This window comes from Pseudarthrobacter kochi (assembly GCF_055412805.1).
In genome coordinates, this window is sequence record NZ_JBVAYV010000010.1 from 54,708 (window position 1) to 75,622 (window position 20,915).

Here is a 20,915-nt window from a genome sequence, read left to right on the forward strand (position 1 = left end):
AAATTATCAGTTCCGCCACACCCCGGCGCCCGCCCGCAGAAGCAACGCGGGGTCAGATATCGCCGGTCCCGGGCCCCAACATGGGCCGGATCTGACCCCGCGTTGGTGTCCGGTGCGGTCAGATCTTCGTGGCCCGCAGGCGCAGGGCGTTGCTGATGACGCTGACGGAGGACAGTGCCATCGCGGCGGCCGCGATGATGGGCGAGAGCAGCAGGCCGAAGGCGGGGTAGAGAATGCCTGCGGCGAGCGGGATCCCGGCGGCGTTGTAGATGAACGCGAACACGAGGTTCTGCCGGATGTTGGCCATGGTGGCTTCGGAGAGTTTCCGGGCCTTCACGATTCCGTTCAGGTCACCCTTCAGGAGCGTGATGCCGGCGCTTTCGATCGCCACGTCGGTCCCGGAACCCATGGCGATGCCGACGTCGGCCGCGGCCAGGGCGGGGGCATCGTTGACGCCGTCGCCGGCCATGGCCACAATCCGGCCTTCTGCGCGCAGCCGCTCGACGACGGCGCTCTTGTGATCGGGCAGCACCTCCGCCTCGATCTCGGTGATCCCCAGCCGCCGGGCGACCGCTTCGGCGGTGGTGCGGTTGTCGCCCGTGAGCATAACGACGCGGACGCCTTCCTGCCGCAGGGCGGCCAGCGCGGCGGGTGTGCTTTCCTTGATCGGGTCCGCGATGGCGAGAACCGCGGCCGGGAGTCCGTCGATGGCGGCGAAGATGGCGGTCGCGCCGTCGGCCCGCAGCTCCTCGGCACGCGCGGCGAGGGCATCGGTCCGCACGCCCTCGGAGGCCAGGAATTTCGCACTGCCCAGCAGCACGCGCCGTCCCTCAACTGTTCCGGAGACACCCTTGCCCAGCGGTGAGTCGAAGTCCTCCACCGGCGGAATGGTGATGCCGGCGCCCTGGGCGGCTTCGATGATGGCCAGGCCGAGCGGGTGCTCGGAGGCCTGCTCGACGGCGGCGGCCAGGCGAAGCACGTCCTGTTCCGCGAAGCCGTCGGCCGTGACGATCCCGGTGACGGAGGGACGTCCCTCGGTCAGGGTCCCGGTCTTGTCGACGACGAGCGTGTCGACCTTTTCCATCCGTTCGAGGGCTTCGGCATTCTTGATGAGCACGCCCAGTCCTGCGCCGCGCCCGACGCCGACCATGATGGACATCGGTGTGGCCAGGCCGAGGGCACACGGGCAGGCAATGATCAGCACGGAAACGGCCACGATCAGGCCGTGCGCCATCCGGGGTTCGGGTCCCACGAGCGCCCAGATGATGAAGGCGGCCACGGCGATGGCGATGACGATGGGAACGAACCAGGAGGCCACCTTGTCGGCCAGGCCCTGGATCGGGGCCCGGGAGCGCTGGGCGGCGGCGACCATGGCGACGATGCGGGCCAGCATGGAGTCGCTGCCCAGCTTCTGTGCGCTGATGACGAGCGCCCCGGTCTGGTTGAGCGTGCCGCCGACGACGTGGTCCCCGGCTTGTTTGGTCACGGGCATCGATTCGCCGGTGACGAGGGATTCATCGAGCGTGGAGCGCCCGTCCACGACTTCGCCGTCGACCGGGACCTTCTCCCCGGGCCGGACCCGGACCCGGTCGCCCACCTGCAGCTCGCCGAGCGGGACTTCCAGCTCGACGCCGTCGCTCCCGATCCGCCGCGCGGTCTTGGGCGTCAGATCCAGCAGGGCCTTGATGGCACCGGAGGTCTGCTCCCGGGCGCGCAGCTCGAGCACCTGGCCGAGCAGGACCAGGACCACAATGACCGCAGCGGCCTCGAAGTAGACATCGACACTGCCGTCCATGCCCCGGAACGCCTCGGGAAACGCGTTGGGCACGAAGACGGCGGCCACACTGTAGAGCCAGGCGACGCCGGTGCCGATCGCGATCAGCGTGAACATGTTCAGTTGCATGGTCCGGAGCGAGGCCCAGCCCCGGACGAAGAAGGGCCAGCCGGCCCACAGGACCACCGGAGTGGCCAGGAAGAACTGGATCCAGGCGGAGACCCGCGGCGGTACCACTTCGTGCAGCGCGGGGAAAAGGTGGACGCCCATTTCGAGGATGAAGACCGGGATGGTCAGGGCCAGGCCGACCCAGAAGCGCCGGCTCATGTAGGCCAGTTCGGGGTTGGGTCCGCTGTCGGCCGTGATGAGCACCGGCTCCAGTGCCATCCCGCAGATCGGGCACGAACCTGGCCCCGCCTGCCGGATCTCCGGGTGCATCGGGCAGGTGAACTCGAGCTCCCCGCCCTCCGCCGGCGCGACGGCGTCTGACTCACCGGCGCCAGGGAGATAGCGGGCCGGATCCGCCACGAACTTGCCTTGGCATCCGGCCGAACAAAAGTAGTACTGCTGTCCCTGGTGTTCGGCGTGGTGTTCGGTGGTGTTCGGGTCGACGGTCATCCCGCAGACGGGATCCTTGACCTGCTCGGCCGTTACGGCACCGTGGTCGTGGTTGTGGTCGTGGTGTGCATGCTCGGTCATGATTACGCTGGTCTCCTCAACACGGATTGCGGTTTTCCGTGGAGTCCGGAAGCGTCAAGTCACTTGAGATGGCGCTCCGCTGAACCGCGGAGGAAGACCTTCAATGCGTTCGGGCCTGCCCTGGGATGGGGGCCGTGACGACTTTTCCGGTAAACCTGAAGCTATACCCCTAGGGGGTATCAGTCAAGCCCGGCCGACTTGTGCGGTCATACGCCCCAGCCAACGCTCCCAGAAGCAACGCGGGGTCAGGTATCGCCCGTCCCGGGCCCCAACATGGGCCGGATCTGACCCCGCGTTGCTGTGGTGGTGGGTTAGGCGTCGGTGCGGAAGACCTGGACCACTGACGGACGCGGGGCGCGCACCTGGCCGCGGGCCGGCGTCGACCCGGCCGGGACGTAATCCGGGAAGAAGGACAGCTGCGCATCGAAGGTGCCGTCCTCGCCCGGGTGCTGCACGGCGACGAACACAGTGCGTTCCTCGTCGTGGATGATGGGCCCGCAGGTTTCGGCGTCGCGCGGGACGGCGAGGAACTGCTCCACGCGTCCCCGTTCGGCGCCGTCGAGGGTGACCTTGAACAGCCCGTCAGCCTTGCCGATGCCGGAGGGGGCGCCGTCGGTGGAGATCCAGAGGTTTCCGACCGAGTCGAAGGCCAGGTTGTCCGGGCAGGAGATCGGCGAGACCTGGTCCACCGGGAAGCCGGAGAAGTAGGTGACGTCCCCGGTGGAGGGATCGCCGCAGACCATCAGCAGGTTCCAGGTGAACGCGGTGGAGGTCTGGTCGCCGGTTTCGGTGATTTCCACGATGTGGCCGTCGCGGTTGTAGTTGCGCGGGTTGACCTCGGTGGCGCCTTCCTTGCCGATCTTGCCGCGGTCCGAGTTGTTGGTGCAGGCGATGTAGACCTTGCCGGTGAGGAGGCTGGGCTGGACGTCCTCGCAGCGGTCCATCTTGGTGGGACCCACCTTGTCGGCGGCCAGGCGCGTGTAGACCAGCACCTCTTCGACGGACATCCCGGGCACCTTGGATACGCCGCCGACGACGAGGGGCAGCCATTCACCCGTGCCGTCGAATCCGCCGTCGGCCGGGACGGTCCCGGTTCCGGTGATCTCGGCGGCCGGGGAGTTCCCGGCGAACCGGGCGACGTACAGGTCGCCGGCGGAGAGCAGGGTCATGTTGTGCTTCCGGTCGCCCTCAACGTACTTTTCGGCCGAGACGAACTTGTAGAGGTAGTCGAAGCGCTCGTCATCGCCCATGTAGGCCACCACGTGCCCGGACTTGGCCACAATCACGTTGGCGCCTTCGTGCTTGAAACGGCCCATCGCTGAATGCTTCTTCGGAGTGGACTTCGGGTCGAAGGGGTCGACTTCCACGATCCAGCCGAAGCGGTTGGCTTCATTTTCGTATCCGGCGTTACGGGTGTCGAACCGCGGGTCGTCGAGTTCCCACTTGCGGGCCGTGGGCTTGCTGGTGAGCCCGTAGCGCTTGTCGCCGGCCGAGGTGCCGGGCGAGACAAAGTAGCCGTTGAAGTTCTCCTCGCCGGAGAGGATGGTGCCCCACGGGGTGGTCCCGCCGGCGCAGTTGCCCAGCGTGCCGAGAATGGTGCGGCCGGTCTGGTCCGCCACCGTGCGGACCAGGGCGGAGCCGGCCACCGGACCGGTGAGCTCATACGGCGTCGTGTTCAGGTAGCGGCGGTTCAGCCCGGCACCCTGGACGTAGGACCACGGCTTGTTCTTGTTCTTGCGCTCCAGCTCCACAACGGAGAGCCCGTGGGCCGCGGCGCCGACCGCGCGGACGTCGGCGGCGGGCATCGCTGCCGGGAACATGATGGTCTCGTTGGTGTATTCGTGGTTGGCGAAGAGCAGCGCCCGGCGGCCCTTGCTGCCGGGGATCTCGAGGATGTCCGTGTAGTCGTTGTTGTAGCCGAACTGCCGCGCCTGGGCAGCCGCGGTCTGGTTGCCGAGGTCGAAGTCCGGGGAATCCTTGAAGATCGGGTCACCCCAGCGGATCACGGGCTGCCAGGTGAAGCCTTCCGGCACGGTCAAAGCGTCGACGGCGGCATCCACCGGGGCGATGGCCGTGAACTTGAGCTTGGAGGCGCCGTAGCCGTTCTTGGCTGCCGCGGACAGGCCTGGACCGCCGGCCACGGCCGATTCCGGGGAGGTCAGGGCACTGCCGAACGCGATGGCGAGCGCACCGGCGGCACCGAAGCCGAGGGCCGCACGGCGGGACATGGTGGCGGAGGCGATATCACGGAAGTAGCTGTTCGAACTGGTGTTGCAGACCTCGCCCGAGCAGGCGTTGTCGCATTTCAGCGCGCAGGTGACGGGGCTGCGCTTGCCTTTGGTGTGGCCGAGCATGGGGAGCAGGGAAAACTTGCGTCCGGAGGAAACAGGCATGAAGAGACCTTCCAAGGAGTGGGGTGCGATCCCGCCTACCCTCCCAGCCCCGGACTACGCTAAGTCGACTCTCACATGAAGTTGAGGTGAACTCCCCGCCAGAAATGAGGGAGCGTTGCGCTCCGCCCCGCCAGAAATGAGGGAGCGTCTCAGCGGGACGGGGAAGCCAGCAGCGCGTGGACGCGTCGCAGGCGGTCCAGCCACCACTCGCGGCGCTCCGGGGCGGCAGCATATTCCGCCAGCAGGCCCGGATCGGTGTGGACGTCGCGGAGGCGGATGGCGCCGTCGTCGGGCACCAGCGAATCCGTGGTGACGTCGGCGGCGAGCAGGGACACGGTTCCCAGCCCGCAGGCATACGGAAGGTCGGGCAGCGCGGCGGCGAGCGCCAGCCCGGCACGGATTCCCACGGAGGTGTCCAGCGCGGAACTGACGACGGCGGGGAGCCCGGCCTGCGCCACGATGTCCAGCGCGCGCCGCACGCCGCCCAGGGGTGCCACCTTCACGACGATCAGGTCCGCAGCGCCGGCGCGGGCCACCTTAAGCGGATCGTCCTCCTTGCGCACGCTTTCATCCGCGGCAATCGGCACCGGGACACCGGCGACGCGCAGCCGGCGGCGGACTTCGGCGAGGCCGGCGATGTCCGGCACGGGCTGTTCGGCGTATTCGAGCCCGACGCCGGCCAGCCGGGTCAGTGCCTCGACGGCGGCCGGGACGTCCCAGCCGCCGTTCGCGTCCACCCGGATCGCCGCGTCCGGGAGCGCCGCCCGCACGGCGTCGACCCGGGCGGCGTCGTCGTCGAGGGTCTGCCCGGGCTCGGCCACTTTGATCTTGACGGCGTCCACCCGGCCGAAGCGGGCCAGGATTTCCGGCACCCGGTCCGCGGCGACGGCGGGGACGGTGGCGTTGACCGGGATGCTGGTGCGCAGCGGCTCCGGGAATCCCTGCCAGCCGGCTTCGATGGCGGAGGCGAGCCAGCGGGATGCTTCCGGGTCGCCGTACTCCGGGAAGGGGCAGAATTCGCCCCAGCCCAGCGGGCCGTTCAACAGCAGGGCTTCGCGCTGGAGGATGCCCCGGAACTTCACCCGCATGGGCAGGCTCACCACGTGGGCGCCGGCGAGGAGTTCCTCCAGTTCGGGGATGTGCACCGGCTAGCCGACCGTTGAATCGGTCAGGTGGGTCAGGTCAGCCAGCCAGGGAAAGACGACGTCGACCAGCACCAACAGGATTCCCGCCAGGATCGCCGCCGACAGCAGGATCCTCAGCCAGAGAGGCCCGGGAAGTTTCCGAAAAAGCCAGGCGTACATGGGCTAACCCTTTCCCTGCAGCGCCGCGAGCTGCTTCGCGATGGCGGCCGGGGCCCCGGCGCTGAGCGGCTGCCATGAATCGAAAACAGAGTAGGCGATGATGCGCTCCTCAGACCCAAAGCGCGGATTGCAGCTCGTCATGGTCAATAGTCGTTGGTCCGGCACCGCGCCGGGCTGGGTGGGCACCGGCAGGAGCACGTCCGTCCGGTCCGGCAGGACGATCTCCTGGTTCCGGAAAACGTAGGTGTAGAAACCGTCGGCCGTCTGAACGTAAATCTTGTCCCCGGGCACGAGGGTATGGATGTTGTCGAGGACCGCGCCGTGGGTCTGGCGGTGGCCTGCCACCGCGAAGTTCCCCACGGCCCCGGGCATCGCCGTGTCCTTGTAGCGGCCGAGACCGAGCGTGTCGATGACATCACTGCTGGTGCCCTCGACGACCGGCCGGCTGTAGTCGGCGCCGAAGCGGGGAACATAGACCACCCCGATTGCCTCGCCGTGACGGGGCGCGTTGCCGACAGGCACAGCCGCAGGATCCGCCGCGGGGTCCGACGACGTGGCAGCGGCAGGGTCATTTGAGACGGGGTGCTCCTGCACGAACTGTTTCACGGCGGCCCCTTGAACAGCGTCCGCTTCGACGTTCGTCCACCACAATTGCCAGGCGACGAACAGAATCGCAACCACGCCGAGTGTGATCAGCAGTTCGCCCACGACCTGGACGGCCATTAGGGAACGACGCCGGCGGGTGCGGTGATTTTCCTGCGCAACCTCGGTGCGGCGGTTCAGTACCTTCGACATGCCACTCCTGTTGACTACCGCTGGATGCTGCCGACGAAGCATCGCCCGTTCGGAAGAACCGGCAAGACTGACGATTCCACAGTTCCGGACCGGATCTGCGCCATCACACATTCGCCCTCGCCAAGCACTCCCACTTCCACCGCGTCGGCGGCCAGTCCGGTGGGGGTGCGCGACGCCGACACCTCCACCGCGGCCGGGGCGAACCCCGCTGCGGACAGGCTCGCGCGAATTTGCTCCCGGCTCGGCTGCGGTGTCGAAGCAACGAGTGCCTGCAGAGCCGATGCCACTGCGCTGGACACTGCGGAAGGGGCCGCGGAACCGGACGGGGACGCGACAGGAGTTGGCTGTCCACCCGGCGCCGGAGTGCCGCTGGTCGAGCCGGCTGAGCTGGCTGAGCTGGAGGAAACCGTGGGTGCCGGCGTCGAACACGCTGACACCCCGATCACGACGGGCAGAACCAGGGCAGCCAGCGCCATGTGCCGGCGGCCGCGGGGGCGGCGGAGCGGGGCGGGGGCAGGGGAAGTCACCGGAACATCCTCCCATATGGGCAGTGGAGCACCGGTGCCCGTGACGTGCCCCCGCCAGTCACGCCCGTTACCCCCCGGGCCCCCGCAGGGCTGGACATGCCCTCCCGTGACCAGGCGAACGGGCGGACATGCCCAGCTCGCGCGCCCAGGAGTGGACATGGTGGGACTATGTCCCCTGGTGGCTGCGGGGGCGGGGCATGTCCCTGGTGACGGTGCCCCAATGTGCCGCCCTAATGGGTGACCGTCGCCAGCTCACCCTTGAGCTGGTGGTTCTTCTCTGACTCGTCCAGCGGCGTCTTGGTGAGGAAGTCCCACGCGTCGACGACGGAGTTGAGCTTGGTGGCCAGCAGATCCTGCCAGCCTTTCTGGGCCTGGCTGGTGCCGAACTGGATCTCGAACTCAGCCCTTTTGAGGGGGCGCGGAACGCCCGACCGTTTCGGGCTCATGCAGTGCGCGGGTCGGCGACCACAGTGGGTTCAACCCAGTCCAGCTGGTCATCCGGGGTGTAGCCGGCACTGATGGCCTCCGCCGTGGACCGCCACGCGTGGAGAGCAATCACGGCCTTATCAAACCGGGCCACTGAGGCGCAGGCACGGGTGATAGCCACAATCTCCCGCGCGAAAACTTCCTGGTCTGCGTCACCCAGGAAGGCCATCCACGGAAAGGGCCCGCGGAGCCTCTCAGTGAAGGGAACCTGCGGGTCCCCCAGCGAGGCGGTGACGAGGTGCGCGGCCAGTTCCATTCCTTCATGTTCACGCTCGAACTCCCTGGACGTCAGCAGGGTGAGCGGCTCGCCGTCCCGGCGGGTAATCGTGACCGGACCCTCCTCGGCTGCCTTGAACACGTTGGCCGAATTTCGGGACAGCTCCGACGACTGAGCAGTTCGGGAGATCGTTGCCTGTGACATAACCACAGTATTCAGAATATATTCTGAACTGTCAACGTATGGCTTCGTGATCCGCCCGCTCCGGCTGCCGGAGCTCCCAGACGTCCGCCGCGGCGCCGTGCGGCAATTCGAGCTGCCACTCCTCGCCGGGCCCCGGGTAGGCGCGCAGGGTCGTCGGCACGGAGCCGTGCCGGTAGACCTCCACGATCGAGGCATCGATGAAGATCCGCAGTTCGTCGCCGCCGGCCACGGTGTCGGCGAAAACGGTCCGCCGCTGCCCGGCCGAGACGAGGACCAGCCGGAGCGTGCCCTCTCCCCCGGCGGCCCGGACCTCCGCCTCCGGCGGAACACTGAACGTGCCCGCGGCGCCATGGTGCAGCCGCTCGCCGCGGTAGGCCAGGATTTCGGGGGCAGGCTCAACGGCGAGGACCCCGCCATGCACGGACAACTGGCGCGGGAACGTCAGGACCCCGGCCCAGCCGGCGCCGTCGACCTCTTGCTGGCTGCGGCCGGGTCGGTCCGCAGAGTCCGCCGGCTCGCCGGACCAGCCCCACAGCAGCGCCCGGTCCGGCAGAGCGAGGATCTGCGGGGCGTAGAACTCCCGCCCCAGGTCCGCCTTCCCGCCCGACGCCGGCGTGAACACCGGCAAACCGGCGGGGTTTGGGGACAGGGAGCCGAGCAGGTAGCCGACGCCGGCGGGGTGGCCGAGCTGGTCCGCGGCGAGCCCCAGCGAGGCCACCAGGACCCAGGTGTCGGCGCCGGAGGAATCCGGGACCCGGACCAGCTGCGGGCACTCCCAGATCTCCGCGGGCAGGTGCTTGGAAGCGAGCGGGTCCTCTGCGCTGAACCAGATTCCCTCATACTGCCACCGGCGGAGGTCATCCGCGCTGAACAGCAGCACGGCCGCGTGGCCCGAGGCCAGACCGGCACCGCGGAGGGCGAAGCGGCGGCCCTGGAAACTGAACAGGAACGGGTCCCGGACAGCAGTGACCTGCGGGTCCGGGGGATCCTCAGCAGCGATGTGCCCGTCCTGGATCCAGCTGCGCAGGGTCCGATCGGCCCGGGCGAGGACCACCCGGGAGTGGCCGCCCACGGTGTCGACGCCGGAATACGCGGCGGTGGGGACGCCGCCGTCGTCGGTCACCACGCCGGACCAGCAGCCCAGCGCGTCCGGTCCGCCGGGCTGGGGGCGGAGCGCCACGGGTTCCTCGTCCCAGTGGACCAGGTCCGGGGAACTCAGGTGCCCCCAGCAGGGGCCCTGATGCCCCGCCGGGTCCGGATGGTACTGGAAGAAGACGTGGAACCGGCCGCCGGCGAAGCTCAGGCCGCTGGGATTGCTGATCCAGCCGTTCGCGGGGCGCGGATGGAACTGGGGAAAGGCCGGATCCGGATGCTGCGCCGCGGTGTCCATGGCCAAAACACTACCCGCGCGGCCGGCAGCCCGGTGCCCCCAGAAAGTTCGCAGGGTTCTGTGGGAACCTGATACGCATGAGTTTTCGGCAGGAACGCGCCAGCATGCACCCGGCTTCGGAGTACCCGCAGCCGCAGTCCGGCACCCCCGAACCCGACGCCGAAGGTACCGCGGGCCGCCCGGGCCGCGGCACCGGATTCCTGTTCCTGCTCGCCACCCTCGGCAGCCTGGCCGCCCTCGCCGCGACCTATTACTTCTTCGTCCGCACCACCACGGGCCAGTTCATCGACGAATCGGCCCTCGTGGAGGCGGTCGAGATCCACGGCGCCGCCGGCAAGGCCGCCAACAAGCTCCTCGACTGGCTGCCCGCATTGTCCCTGCTGATCTCCGCCGTCGTGGTCCTTGTTGTGACGGTGCTGAAGAGGCGCTGGGCAGCCGCGGGGATCGCCGTGGCAGCCTGCGTGGGCGCCAACGTGGCCACCCAGATCCTCAAGGACGTTGTCCCGGTCCGGCCCTTCACCGGGGTCGAGACCCTGGAGCTGAACTCGCTGCCTTCCGGGCACACCACTCTGGCGGCGTCGGCCGCGGCCGCGGTGTTCCTGATGGTCTCCCCGCGCTGGCGCCCGCTCGCCGGGTTCCTGGGCGGCAGCTTCGCCGTCGCGACGGGGGTGTCCACCCTGATCAACCAGTGGCACCGGCCCGCCGACGTCGTCGCCGCCTTCCTGGTCGTGGCGGTGTATATGCTCCCGGCTGGCTGGCTGATTGTCCGCAAGGGGCCGCGTTGGAACGTCTGGGACGGCTACGGGGAACACTGGGCGTCCTCCCGGCTGTGGCTCGCGCTGCCGGCGCTGGCAGGGCTCGCCGCCGCGGCCGTGGCCGGCTACTCGCTGCTGAGCGTCGCCGCCGGCACGGGCCAGGAGAGCAGCACCACGCACTATTTCTGGGCCGGAACCGCGCTGATCGTGATCACCGGCTACCTCGCCACGGTCGGCGGCGTGTGGCTTTTTGGTCACGCCGCACGACGGCGGAGCGCGCCCCGCCGCTGACCCTCAGGCAACCGGGTCCAAATCGGCGGTGACGACGATGTTGGTTCCACGGAGGTCTGCAGTGTAGCAGCTTACCAGGATGAGCCGATTGGGGACCCTGTCCCAGATGGGGCTGTTCCTGAGCGTGTATTTGTCTTCGGTGGAAACCGATTTGACGGTGTAGGTGCCGGGTCCGGCTGCTGTGGTGACATGGATCTTGTCTCCGGGCTTTGCCTGGCTGCTGAGGTGGTTGAAGGCTGAATCGCGGCCCTCCCAGCTGTGGCCGATGATGTAGGTGGTGTCGGTGGAGCCTGGGCTGCCGTAGGGGGTAAGCCAGTAAGCGTCTGCGGTCATCGGGGGAACGACGGTCGTCTGCGGCCCCTGGTCCTCAGGCGTCAGCGGCAGAACGTCTTGCGCCATGCCGATGCCGGGATACGTGATGTGCAGCGGAGGGGATCCCTGGGGCGCCGGAGTTGGCGGCTTAGCGGCCAGTGGATCGCCGGCAGCTGGAAGAGCCGTCGTCACGATGCCGGGTTCCGCCGCAGACTGGGGCGAAGCCGGCCCTGCAGTGAGGCTGACCACGGCGGCCAGCGCCGCCGCTACCAGAAGGCCTCCGGAAACCACTCCGGTCCGCCGCCGGCGGCGGGCGGAAACGGCAACGGCAACGGACGCGGGCGTACCCTCGCCCGCGGTCTCGTCAGCCGCTGGGAGACCCGCCCGCCGCCGCCCGGATGCCCCGGGGAGTATTCGCCCGTCTGGAGTCACGAGTTCCGGCGGAACGAGCGCCTTCCGCCAGCCAGCATCCACACCCCGAGCAGTCCCGCCGCCGCAACTGCCATACCGAGCACCGTCGCCGCACTTGAGCCGGTGGCCTCCGCCGCGGTATCAATATTCACGCCACGGCCCGTGCCCGTATCTGCAGCGGCCCCGGTGCCCGCGGCCGTGGACCGGCCGCTGGGCGACGTCGGCGACGGGCCGCTGACGGCCGACGGCGAGGCTGACGCGCCGACTGATGCCGACGAAGATGCCGACGAAGATGCCGATGCAGATGCCGATGCCGGCGGTGTGGCGCAGCCCGGCGCGCTGAAGACGTTGGTGTCGAGCGACACCTGCCCGTTCCGGGCCAGCGCCCTGCCCTGGACCCTCGTGCCGGTGGTTGCGGTGATCGAAGTCAGAGCCAGGATGTTGCCGTTAAACGTTGAGGCTGTCCCTAGGGTCGCAGAGCTGCCGATCTGCCAGTAGACGTTGCAGGCCTGGGCGCTGTTGGTCAGGACGATGCTGCTGGCGGTCGCCGTCGTCAGATCTGAGGCCACCTGGAAGATGAATACGGAGTTGGCGTTCCCCTGTCCATCCAGGGTCAGCGCACCGCTGACGGCGAGCGGTCCGGAGGATTTGTAGACGCCCGGAACCAGGGTTTGTCCAACGAGGTCACCGGCCACGCTGGCGGTCATGGCCCGGCCTGCTGCATCGTTGTAAGCGGTCGTGAGATCGGACTGCGCCTGGCCAGCCTGCGCGTCACCTGCGTGCGTGGCACCGGACACGAGACCCGGAGGAAAACCGGTGATCGCACTGCCCGGGTTCACACCGAGGTCGCCCGCCAGGGTCGTGGGCCCGGTGTTCGTGACCGTCGTTCCCCCCAGGACTGAGTAGGCAGCAGCCGTTCCAAGGCCCACCGGTGCCTCAGCGGCAAAGGCCGGAGACTGCCCGGCCGCTGCCCACGCCAGCAGGACAGCTGTTCCCAAGGCGATTCCCGCCGCGGTCCGGCGGCCTGCAGCTTGGCCCCGTGCCCGGGACCCCGCGCCGGATTCGATGTGGAGTTGGTTGTGGTGAGGAGAGGTTGAACGCATAACACGACCCTTGCTGCTCGGAGGCCCGGCCGACCGCGAGGGCCCCGTAGCTTTGCGTCCCGGGCTCGCGCGCCGGTTTGCCCTTATCGACGAGCAACTGCCCGTTCGTCCGGACACGATATCAGCCGGAAACGGACTTCTATCGCCAAACCTCCGCCATTCCACCAAATTGATCCCTTTGTGAATGACCCACCCCTTCCCACCCAAAAATACGACGACGGCGTCGGGCTTCGTCACTGCCTCGGTGGCCGGTGTTCAAGGCAGAGCCCCGAGCCTTCACCACGAGTGCATCTGCACCACGAAACGAGTTGTTCCGTGTAGACACCCGGTGGCGGGGACGGCAGACTGAAAGCCCAGCCACTGGCTCAGCAGCGCGTTGGCCCCATCCGACCATACGGTCACGCTGCCACCTCTCGAGGGACTGTCATGAGCACTGATTCTCCGGTTTCCCAGAGCGTTTCACGGCGCGCCACCACCCTCGCGTCCGTCCCGTCGCAACAGCGGATCAACACCTTCCTCCGCGACTCCGTCTACGCCCGGCGCCAGCACGTGCCGGGGATCTGCGACCTCGCCCTGGGCAACCCGCACCAGATGCCGTCCGCGGAATATGTCGAGGCCCTCGCGGACGCCGTGACACCCCGGAACGAGCTCTGGTTTGCCTACAAGACCAACGAGCCGGAGGCGCAGGCCGCAGCGGCGGCGTCCCTGCAGCGCCTGCTGGGCCTGCCCTTCGAGCCGGCGGACATCCACCTCACCACGGGCGGCTTTACCGCGATCCCGCTGGCACTCAAGGCCGTCGCCGACCCCGGCGACGAGGTCATCTTCACGCTGCCGCCCTGGTTCTTCTACGAGCCCCTGGTGCTCGAGGCCGGGCTGGTGCCGGTCAAGATCCGCTGCGACGCGGAGACGTTCGACGTCGATTTGGCGGCGCTCGGGGCGGCCATCACCCCGCGCACCCGGGTGGTGATCGTCAACACGCCCAACAACCCGACCGGCCGGATCTACCCGCCTGCGCTGCTGAAGGACCTGGCCGACATGCTCGAGGGGGCCTCGCGCAGCAACGGCCGACGCGTCTATCTGCTCTCGGACGAGGCCTACAACCGGATCGTCTACGACGGCGCCCGGTTCCACAGCCCGGCCGAATACTATCCCTACACGCTGCTGGCGTACTCGTACGGCAAGACCCATCTGGCGCCCGGGCAGCGGATCGGCTACCTGGCCCTGCCGCCCACCATGCCGGACCGCGGCCCGCTGCGGGAGGCGATCACCGCCCTGCAGATGGCGATGGGCTGGATCTACCCCAACGCCCTGCTGCAGCATGCGCTGCCGCGGCTGGAACAGTTCTCGATCGACGTCGGGCAGCTGCAGGGCAAACGCGACCTGATGGTGGATGCGTTGACCCGTATGGGGTACCAGGTGACGCGGCCGGAGGGGGCGTTCTACCTGTTCGTCCGCACCCCCGCCGACGACGACGAGCAGTTCACCGCTGCCCTCGCAGACCAGGACGTGTTTGTGCTGCCGGGCACCCTGTTCGAGACCCCGGGGCATTTCCGGATCTCGCTCACCGCGTCGGAGGAGATGATCCAGCGCGCCCTGCCGGTCTTTGCCGCGGCGATCCAGCACGCGGGCGGGGCGCTGCCGCAGCGCTGACACCCGCCGGTGTGCGCCTTTACGGCATCGAGCACGACGGCGGAGCGCGCCCCCAACTCCTCGGCGTTAGGGGCTGATCGCGCGGATGCTGTTGTTCCGCTTCTCGTGGGTCAGTTCGGCCAGGCCCAGCGCCTCCAGCAGCGGCGGCAGGTACATGCCGAACCGGCCCCGGTAGCCGTTACGGAGCCCGTACCAGCCGTGGACCGGGTTCGATGCATCCCTCCCCCAGTCCTCCACGGTTCCCTCGGCCGCGGGCTTCTTCTCGTCCGCGGCGCCCAAAGGAACCCAGCCGCCCTGTGCCGTGAGCCAGCGGTGCAGGTCCTCGACGGCGCTGAGATGGTACTTCAGCGTGGTGGACCCGACCTGGCACACCAGCGCGGGAGGATCGCGCCCTCGTCGCGGTACATGCTGTACTCGGATGTCCCGGGAGCCGTCAGCAGTTGCACGGGATCTTCCTTCGTGCCTTGCGCCATCCCGGGCCTTCCTCGAAGTCGTGGTTCGGTCGTCTACAGCATAGTGAGGTGTAGTACTGATGTGAGACACAGTTTGAAAGGACTGTACTCACGTCAGTATTCCACCTCAATTCCAGGCGGCAGTGAGCTCGGGACCGGTTCGTGGGCGTCCTAAGTGGTAGCCCTGGGCCAGGTCACAGCCCAGTCCGCGAAGCAGGTTCATCTGGGCGGCGGTCTCAACTCCTTCGGCGACGCAGATCATGCCTAGTCCGCGGGCGAGGCCGATGACGGCCTCCACGAGGGTGGCATCGGCTTTATTGTTGCCGAGTCCGGCGACAAAGGATCTGTCGATCTTCAGTTGATTTACCGGCATGTAGCGCAGGTAGGCCAGGGAGGAGTAACCGGTACCAAAATCGTCGATTGAGAGTATGACCCCGAAATCTGCCAGGGCGCCCAGCGCGTTGGTGACGGCCGCTGATGCTGACATCATCGTCGATTCGGTGATCTCAATGATCAGGTTGGAGGGATTCACGCCGTAGTCGATGACGAGCCGTTTAACCGTGCCGATCAGTGAGGGTGCCAGGAGTTGGAGCGGGGAGACGTTGACGGCCATATGGAAACTGGATCCTACGAGGCTGTCGTCCTGCCATTGCTTGAGTTGCCGGACTGCCTCCGTCATCACCCATTCACCGATTTGGTTGATGACGCCGATGTCTTCGGCCAGGGGGATGAATTCATCCGGGGTAACCAGTCCGTGACCGGGCCGGTTCCACCGCACCAAGGCTTCCACACCCTTGAGTTCTCCCTCCGCGACATCGCAGATGGGCTGGTAGTGGAGTACAAGTTCGTCGCGATCGATGCCTTGGCGCAGGGCGTGTTCAGCGCGCAGACGGTCTCTGGCCTGATCCCGCAGCTGGTCTGTAAACCATGAGCTCCGGTTTCGGCCCTCGTTCTTGGACAGATACATGGCGCTGTCGGCTTCACGGAGCAGATCGGCAGGACGGTGATGTCTCTGCGCTACCGTAATCCCCACAGACACCGTTATGCGCAGCTCGAGGCCGTCCACGCGGACCGGCTCCCGGAACGCCTCTACGATGCGCTCCGCAATGCTTTCGGCCGTGCCGGCGTCCGTGTTTTCGCAGAGGACCAGAAATTCATCCCCGCCGAAGCGGCAGACAGTGTCGCTGCCCCGGGTTACGCGGGAGATGCGTTTCGCGGCTTCCACGATCAGCGCGTCACCGACCTCGTGTCCGAACGAGTCGTTGACCAGCTTGAAGCGGTCCAAGTCGATGAAAAGCACGGACGCCGGAACCTGGTCGGCGCGCCGTTCCAGCGCCTGTCCAAGGCGCTCCGTGAGCAGGCGCCGGTTGGGCAGTCCGGTCAGTGCGTCGTGGAGGCCCTGATGCGCGAGCCGGGCCTGCGCCCGGCGCAGCCGGACCGTGTCGATGTCACGGCGCAGTTCGACGGCTTCCGCGACCGCCACCGGGTCCCAGGGTTCGGACTGCCCGGCCACAGACTGAGACCACATCCGGAATGAATTCCGGGGTGACAACGGCGTATCGCGGTTCGCGAGTGACTGATCGCCGAGCCAGTTCACCGACTTCAAGACCTCGTTGCGGAACCAGACGAGGTAGTCGCCTCCGGCGCCCAGATCCAGAAGCACGAGTCCTTCCGTTCCGGGCAGGAGTCCGGCCAGGTCAGGCCGGTCGGTGCTGAGCGATTCGCTGACCAGCTGGTGGTCCTGGGCAGTACTGCGCCAAAGGTCGACCATCGCCTCGACATTTTCCTCCGGAGGCTTTTCACCGGCGCATGCTCGCGTCCCGTCGATACGGGCCGCTGCCCCGTCGGCCGCCAGGAGGTCAAGGACGTTGGCGGCGCCGCTGACGAGTGCCTCCGCCACATTCTCCGCGGTGACCATCTGCTTGACGAGGCTGCTGCGCAGACGCTGATTCTGCAATTGATCCGAAAGCCGGCGTTGTTCGGTCACTGCGCCGAGCTGCAATGTAATCCGCTGCGCCAATATTTCGCATACACGCCGCCGGATGTAAGGCAGATGGAGAGGTTCCCGGTGCGAGCATGTGATCATCCCGATGAGCTGGCCCTCATGGACCAGCGACAGGGACATCGACGAGCCCTGGCCCATATTTCGCATGAACTGCAGATGATGCGGGGAGACGCTGCGCAGTTCGGCCAGGGACAGGTCTGTGGGCTTGCCTGTCCGGGGGTTTAGTTCCGGGACCAGGGCAGCGGCCCGGTAATCGCTGGTGGCGATCAAACGTGAGAGTTTCTTCAGGTAGATCCGGCGGGCCTGGGCTGGAATATCCGACGCCGGGAAGTGCAGCCCGAGGTAGGGGGTGATGCCCTCGCCATGCTCCTCAGCGACAATTTCACCGTGTCCGTCCGGATGGAAGTGGTAGACCATGACGTGGTCGAAGCCAGTGAGCCGTCGTACCTCTCGTGCGGCTGCTGCCCTCACGTCGCTCACCGTCCTGGCCGTCGAGAGTCTTTTCGACGCCGGGTGCAACAGCGCCAGCAGATTCGCGTCGCCCCATTCGCGGGCGGGTTCGAATTCCACAATGACCAGTCCGTCCGCCTGGTGCAAAATGACGTCAAAGGCTCGCCCGGTGATGGTGAGGGCCGTCGGGTTCGGGGCATCTTCAACCCCGGCAGCGATCACCGCTCGCAGTTTGGTAGCCGCTTCTGAACCGGTCAGGACCTCCAGCCGCTGGCCCAGAAGCGAGGCCGCATCACGGCCCAGTAGCGCGCCAGTATTGGCGCTGGCCTGCACGATTTCCAGGGAATATGGGTCGATGACGAGCAGGGCACCGTGAGGCTGGATCGCTCCGGGTGCATGGATGGGCTCACGCGCGCACTCCTCGAGGCGTTCCTGTTCGTCCGCTGTCAGCAATTCCTGGGCGCGCGTCACGGGGCTTCGGTCCTGACCTGTGCCCGGCAAGCGAGGTGACTGCCGAAGGCCAAAAACGTTCCCTGCGCTCCCAGCACCACATCCTCGGCGCTCCCGGCGGCTACGTCGAACTTTCGAAGTGCCGCCATGACGGAACGCCACGGGTGCGGATGCATCCTTTCATCGCTGTCAAGGAAACCGGTGGGGATGTCCCCGAGGACAGCACGGAAAGCCGGGGCGAGGACACGCCCTCCCAAAGAGGATCCCTCGACGACATACAGGCATCCCAGGGCCTGACCGATGTTCTCCAGTCCGGGGAGCCGCACCGTGGCCTTCTTGGGCAGGGCTCCAAGGGACAACAGATCCTCGGACAGCAGATGCGCCCGCCTGTGCGCTGGCAAGGCAATCCCAAGATCGAGCCACGCTATGGCCCAGGAAGGGTCGGCCAGCCGCTCCTCAACGGCGGTGTGGAAGCCATGAAGCAGCCGCAACAGTTGCACGTAGTCCTCCCGGGTGGAAATGGATCCCGGAAGATCGGTCACTTCCTCGACGCTGCGATGCAGTTCGGAGGTTTCTCTCCGTAGCCGCTCCGGTAGCTCCTCGCTCCGGCCGGGATCTGGAGTTGGTGTGGAGGTCGAGTCCCTCATGGAGTCCCCTAAATAGTGGATGTTGAACTGTCCAGAGCGCACCGAACGATGAGCTGACGGTGTCTTTAGCGGGCATGCGTATCCACGAAGGCGGATCTCCATGCCCGGAAGCCCGCCAGCTCATCAAGCGTTACGGAAGAAGTCACCAGAATTCCCGGCTCCGGAGTGGTAACGCAGCCGGATGCCGGTACTTGCCAAGGCGTCTGACGCTCACGGTCCGGTAAGGGTTTTCGGTCTTAGAGAGATAACCGATGTGTCCGGGGAAGGCTTCCGGAGCTTCGTATCTTTGACCTTCGTGGTGGAATGAGTGCGTGCATCGCGGGAGACCTTTGCTGTTCGGCGGCCCGGCTGGCCGCGTGGGCCCCGTGGCTTTGCGTCCCCGGATTGCGCCGGGTTTGCCTTTTATCCTTCGACCTGAGCGGACGGAATACGAAAGGAGAGCGTAACACAGGGCGACTGGTGCGCCCGGCATTGCAGTTCTCCTCGACAACGCGCCTCACCTCACCATCAGGCTGCCGACGCAAACCTGATAGTCGGATGGAAACGATCATTGCCCGGCCTAAGCCACTGCAGCACTCGGCGCCGATTATATGAGCGCCCCGACTTATATGAGCGCCCCGACCCGTCAGTAGTTCCGCCGGTGCTTCAGCCGCGGAATCGTGACGGCGAAAACCGCGGCGGCCGCGAAGCCAAGCACGCCGGTGGCGGCCACCCCGGCCCCGAGCGAGGCGACGGCGGTCACGCCGGAGAGCAGTACCGGCCCGCCGGTGGCCCCGGCGTCGGCCATGAACCGCCAGAGCCCTAAGAACTGGCCGCGGCCGCTGTCGGGTGAGAAGTCTGCCCCCAGCGTCATATTCAGACCCGAACTGATGCCGTTGCCGAAGCCGATCAGCAGCGCCCCGAGCAGCAGGCCCACAAAGCCCGTGCTGAGCGGGATCAGCAGCATGGCCGTGCCCATGATCAGGGTCGACGGGACGGCCACCCATTGCCGGCCCTTGCGGTCCATCAGCTTGCCGGCCGGATAGAAGACCAGCATGTCGATGGCGCCGGAGAGCCCGTAGATCAGCGACGCCTGGGTCGCGTCCATGCCGAGGTGCTCGGCCCAAAGCGGGATCACCACCTGCCGGGACGCGCGCAGCGCACTGAGCAGCAGCACCCCCATGCCGACGCTCAGGAAGACCCCGGCGTGGGAGACGGCGACGCTGCGCAGCGTCGCCTGCGGGACGGGGGCGCCGCCGTCCGCCGCGGGCTTGGCCACGAGGTCCGGGATGGTCACCGACAGCACGGCGGCCGCGGCCATGGCGACAACACCCACCCAGTAGGCGCCGGTGATGCCGGCGAACTGCATGGCGGCGGCGCCGATAAAGGGTCCGATGAAGATGCCGATCCGGGTCACGCCGCCGAGCGTGGACAGCGCCCGCGCCCGGACGACCACCGGCACGGCCTCGGTCAGGTACTTCTGCCGGGCCAGGCTGAAGACGCTCGCGGCCATGCCGACGACGAGCATCGCCGCGGCGAGCAGCCAGAGTCCCTCCGGCAGCAGCGGTGCCAGTGCGACGGCGGCGAGGGCGACGGCGCTGGCGGCCGCGGCGCCCACCATCGCCCAGCGTTCGCCGAACTTCATGGTGATGACCGAGGCGGGCAGGTTGAAGAACCAGGACCCGAGGCCGATCACGGTGACCACCAGGGCGGCGACGGCGACCGAGGCGCCGAGGTCGCGGGCGGACAGGGCCACCACGGGCAGGATCGCGCCCTCGCCGATGCTGAACAGCAGCGCCGGGCCGAAGGCGGGAACGGCGATGCTGCGGAGGCTGAAGGCGGCGGGGCGGGTGGTGGTCATCCCCTTAATCCTAGGCGGGCATTCAGGGCGGACGGACGCGTCACCGCGTTGGCGGCGCCATGCAGGTCTTGACCACGAAAACGTACGCCCTCGTGATCTGCCAATCTGGGCTCCGGACCTGTCCCCCAATGGACGCCAGATGCCGATTAGCGTCCTTCGCCAGATCCGCACCGTACGAGCCCCATTGGAAGCCCCGGTAGAACGCCGCGCCCACGCTAAAGGCTGACTTAGCAAAAAGGGTCCGGCGAATAGCTTCAGCTGATTTATCCAGCATGTAAGTGAATGCCGTGGCGTTCTGATCAATCTCGGACTTTTCTTCTGGCGCCACCACGTCTGTCGCCACGGAACAGACAAGGTCTTTCAGGACTTCCTCGCCAAGCACGGCTACCTTTTGCTCGTCAGCGGAATTTCTCACACCCGCGTTTCGGCTAACGCCCAGCGCGGCATCCGAGGCCATGCCGGCGCCGATATTCTCAGCGACGACGGCGGCGGCGTCCACTTCCTGGAGCGCGGCTTTGGTCGCCTGGGCACGCTGCATAACAGCGACCAGGTCGGGGAGTCGGCGGGACTCTTCGGTCAGTCCGTCGGGAGCCTTCGCCAGCGACCGCGTGAGGTCGTCGGTTTGGGACGCTGCAGTCTTGCCCGGCTGCATCCAAGGCATGGGGTTCTTAATCTTCGACCCCGACCTCCCTAGGGCCTGTGTCAGCTCGGCTGCGTAGGCACGGGCAACACCCTCCGCCGAGCCGCCGCCGCACCCGGC

Annotated in this window: 17 protein-coding genes, 1 pseudogene and 2 riboswitches; of the genes and pseudogenes, 2 read left to right on the forward strand and 16 right to left on the reverse strand. The window is 67.4% G+C overall.

Going from position 1 to position 20,915, the window contains the following annotated elements; all coding sequences use genetic code 11:
- Positions 1 to 118 precede the first annotated feature (118 nt).
- From ACZY0Y_RS07525 to ACZY0Y_RS07565, 9 genes are all read right to left on the reverse strand, one after another.
- Positions 119 to 2,473, reverse strand: coding sequence for a heavy metal translocating P-type ATPase (locus tag ACZY0Y_RS07525; protein WP_463957277.1), 2,355 nt, complete (start codon positions 2,471 to 2,473; stop codon positions 119 to 121).
- Between the two features lie 311 nt (positions 2,474 to 2,784).
- Positions 2,785 to 4,866 (reverse strand): PhoX family protein, encoded by a 2,082-nt coding sequence (locus ACZY0Y_RS07530; protein WP_463957278.1) that lies wholly within the window; start codon positions 4,864 to 4,866, stop codon positions 2,785 to 2,787.
- Positions 4,867 to 5,015: 149 nt separating this feature from the next.
- Positions 5,016 to 6,011 (reverse strand): o-succinylbenzoate synthase, encoded by a 996-nt coding sequence (locus tag ACZY0Y_RS07535; protein ID WP_463957279.1) that lies wholly within the window; start codon positions 6,009 to 6,011, stop codon positions 5,016 to 5,018.
- Between the two features lie 3 nt (positions 6,012 to 6,014).
- Positions 6,015 to 6,170, reverse strand: coding sequence for a hypothetical protein (locus ACZY0Y_RS07540; protein ID WP_463884899.1), 156 nt, complete (start codon positions 6,168 to 6,170; stop codon positions 6,015 to 6,017).
- 3 nt (positions 6,171 to 6,173) lie between these two features.
- Positions 6,174 to 6,893, reverse strand: coding sequence for a class E sortase (locus tag ACZY0Y_RS07545; RefSeq protein ID WP_463957311.1), 720 nt, complete (start codon positions 6,891 to 6,893; stop codon positions 6,174 to 6,176).
- 86 nt (positions 6,894 to 6,979) lie between these two features.
- Positions 6,980 to 7,492, reverse strand: a complete 513-nt coding sequence (locus ACZY0Y_RS07550) for a DUF6993 domain-containing protein (protein ID WP_463957280.1) — start codon at positions 7,490 to 7,492, stop codon at positions 6,980 to 6,982.
- 230 nt (positions 7,493 to 7,722) lie between these two features.
- Positions 7,723 to 7,938: a hypothetical protein gene (locus ACZY0Y_RS07555; protein ID WP_463884903.1), complete on the reverse strand. Its 216-nt coding sequence runs from the start codon at positions 7,936 to 7,938 to the stop codon at positions 7,723 to 7,725.
- Positions 7,935 to 8,399 carry a type II toxin-antitoxin system Phd/YefM family antitoxin gene (locus tag ACZY0Y_RS07560; RefSeq protein ID WP_463957281.1) on the reverse strand — a complete coding sequence of 155 codons (465 nt, stop codon included), beginning with the start codon at positions 8,397 to 8,399 and terminating at the stop codon, positions 7,935 to 7,937. The genes ACZY0Y_RS07555 and ACZY0Y_RS07560 overlap by 4 nt, the downstream gene beginning before the upstream one ends.
- A 31-nt stretch (positions 8,400 to 8,430) precedes the next feature.
- Positions 8,431 to 9,789 (reverse strand): glycoside hydrolase family 32 protein, encoded by a 1,359-nt coding sequence (locus ACZY0Y_RS07565; protein WP_463957282.1) that lies wholly within the window; start codon positions 9,787 to 9,789, stop codon positions 8,431 to 8,433.
- 77 nt (positions 9,790 to 9,866) lie between these two features.
- Here ACZY0Y_RS07565 and ACZY0Y_RS07570 point away from each other — a divergent pair, with 77 nt between their 5' ends.
- Positions 9,867 to 10,835 (forward strand): phosphatase PAP2 family protein, encoded by a 969-nt coding sequence (locus ACZY0Y_RS07570; RefSeq protein ID WP_463957283.1) that lies wholly within the window; start codon positions 9,867 to 9,869, stop codon positions 10,833 to 10,835.
- A gap of 3 nt (positions 10,836 to 10,838) precedes the next feature.
- Here ACZY0Y_RS07570 and ACZY0Y_RS07575 read toward each other — a convergent pair whose 3' ends face one another.
- Both ACZY0Y_RS07575 and ACZY0Y_RS07580 read right to left on the reverse strand, forming a co-directional pair.
- Positions 10,839 to 11,438 carry a class F sortase gene (locus ACZY0Y_RS07575; RefSeq protein ID WP_463957284.1) on the reverse strand — a complete coding sequence of 200 codons (600 nt, stop codon included), beginning with the start codon at positions 11,436 to 11,438 and terminating at the stop codon, positions 10,839 to 10,841.
- A 137-nt stretch (positions 11,439 to 11,575) separates the two neighbouring features.
- Positions 11,576 to 12,661 carry an ice-binding family protein gene (locus tag ACZY0Y_RS07580; protein ID WP_463957285.1) on the reverse strand — a complete coding sequence of 362 codons (1,086 nt, stop codon included), beginning with the start codon at positions 12,659 to 12,661 and terminating at the stop codon, positions 11,576 to 11,578.
- Positions 12,662 to 12,677: 16 nt separating this feature from the next.
- Positions 12,678 to 12,753, reverse strand: a riboswitch (cyclic di-GMP riboswitch).
- Positions 12,754 to 13,087: 334 nt separating this feature from the next.
- Between ACZY0Y_RS07580 and ACZY0Y_RS07585 the strand changes: the two genes are divergently transcribed.
- Positions 13,088 to 14,311, forward strand: a complete 1,224-nt coding sequence (locus ACZY0Y_RS07585; RefSeq protein ID WP_463957286.1) for an aminotransferase class I/II-fold pyridoxal phosphate-dependent enzyme — start codon at positions 13,088 to 13,090, stop codon at positions 14,309 to 14,311.
- A 66-nt stretch (positions 14,312 to 14,377) separates the two neighbouring features.
- On the opposite strand, the pseudogene ACZY0Y_RS07590 reads toward ACZY0Y_RS07585, so the two are convergent.
- The 5 genes and pseudogenes from ACZY0Y_RS07590 to ACZY0Y_RS07610 form a co-directional block, all read right to left on the reverse strand.
- Positions 14,378 to 14,784: pseudogene (locus ACZY0Y_RS07590) on the reverse strand (DUF6855 family protein).
- 106 nt (positions 14,785 to 14,890) lie between these two features.
- Complete coding sequence (locus tag ACZY0Y_RS07595; RefSeq protein ID WP_463957287.1) at positions 14,891 to 17,689, reverse strand: bifunctional diguanylate cyclase/phosphodiesterase; 2,799 nt, start codon at positions 17,687 to 17,689, stop codon at positions 14,891 to 14,893.
- Positions 17,686 to 18,210 (reverse strand): biliverdin-producing heme oxygenase, encoded by a 525-nt coding sequence (locus ACZY0Y_RS07600; protein ID WP_463957288.1) that lies wholly within the window; start codon positions 18,208 to 18,210, stop codon positions 17,686 to 17,688. Before ACZY0Y_RS07600 ends, ACZY0Y_RS07595 begins: the two co-directional genes overlap by 4 nt.
- A gap of 440 nt (positions 18,211 to 18,650) precedes the next feature.
- Positions 18,651 to 18,725: riboswitch (cyclic di-GMP riboswitch) on the reverse strand.
- A 215-nt stretch (positions 18,726 to 18,940) separates the two neighbouring features.
- On the reverse strand, positions 18,941 to 20,155 hold the full coding sequence (locus tag ACZY0Y_RS07605; RefSeq protein ID WP_463957289.1) for an MFS transporter: 1,215 nt from the start codon (positions 20,153 to 20,155) through the stop codon (positions 18,941 to 18,943).
- A gap of 40 nt (positions 20,156 to 20,195) precedes the next feature.
- Complete coding sequence (locus tag ACZY0Y_RS07610) at positions 20,196 to 20,816, reverse strand: hypothetical protein (RefSeq protein WP_463957290.1); 621 nt, start codon at positions 20,814 to 20,816, stop codon at positions 20,196 to 20,198.
- Positions 20,817 to 20,915 lie beyond the last annotated feature (99 nt).

Excerpts from the sequence above, each read along its gene's own strand:
- ACZY0Y_RS07525 (WP_463957277.1), bottom strand. The coding sequence starts at position 2,473 with ATGACCGAGCATGCACACCACGACCACAACCACGACCACGGTGCCGTA.
- ACZY0Y_RS07530 (WP_463957278.1), bottom strand. The coding sequence starts at position 4,866 with ATGCCTGTTTCCTCCGGACGCAAGTTTTCCCTGCTCCCCATGCTCGGC.
- ACZY0Y_RS07540 (WP_463884899.1), bottom strand. The coding sequence starts at position 6,170 with ATGTACGCCTGGCTTTTTCGGAAACTTCCCGGGCCTCTCTGGCTGAGG.
- ACZY0Y_RS07545 (WP_463957311.1), bottom strand. The coding sequence starts at position 6,893 with ATGGCCGTCCAGGTCGTGGGCGAACTGCTGATCACACTCGGCGTGGTT.
- ACZY0Y_RS07555 (WP_463884903.1), bottom strand. The coding sequence starts at position 7,938 with ATGAGCCCGAAACGGTCGGGCGTTCCGCGCCCCCTCAAAAGGGCTGAG.
- ACZY0Y_RS07560 (WP_463957281.1), bottom strand. The coding sequence starts at position 8,399 with ATGTCACAGGCAACGATCTCCCGAACTGCTCAGTCGTCGGAGCTGTCC.
- ACZY0Y_RS07565 (WP_463957282.1), bottom strand. The coding sequence starts at position 9,789 with ATGGACACCGCGGCGCAGCATCCGGATCCGGCCTTTCCCCAGTTCCAT.
- ACZY0Y_RS07570 (WP_463957283.1), top strand. The coding sequence starts at position 9,867 with ATGAGTTTTCGGCAGGAACGCGCCAGCATGCACCCGGCTTCGGAGTAC.
- ACZY0Y_RS07580 (WP_463957285.1), bottom strand. The coding sequence starts at position 12,661 with ATGCGTTCAACCTCTCCTCACCACAACCAACTCCACATCGAATCCGGC.
- ACZY0Y_RS07585 (WP_463957286.1), top strand. The coding sequence starts at position 13,088 with ATGAGCACTGATTCTCCGGTTTCCCAGAGCGTTTCACGGCGCGCCACC.
- ACZY0Y_RS07605 (WP_463957289.1), bottom strand. The coding sequence starts at position 20,155 with ATGACCACCACCCGCCCCGCCGCCTTCAGCCTCCGCAGCATCGCCGTT.
- ACZY0Y_RS07610 (WP_463957290.1), bottom strand. The coding sequence starts at position 20,816 with ATGCCTTGGATGCAGCCGGGCAAGACTGCAGCGTCCCAAACCGACGAC.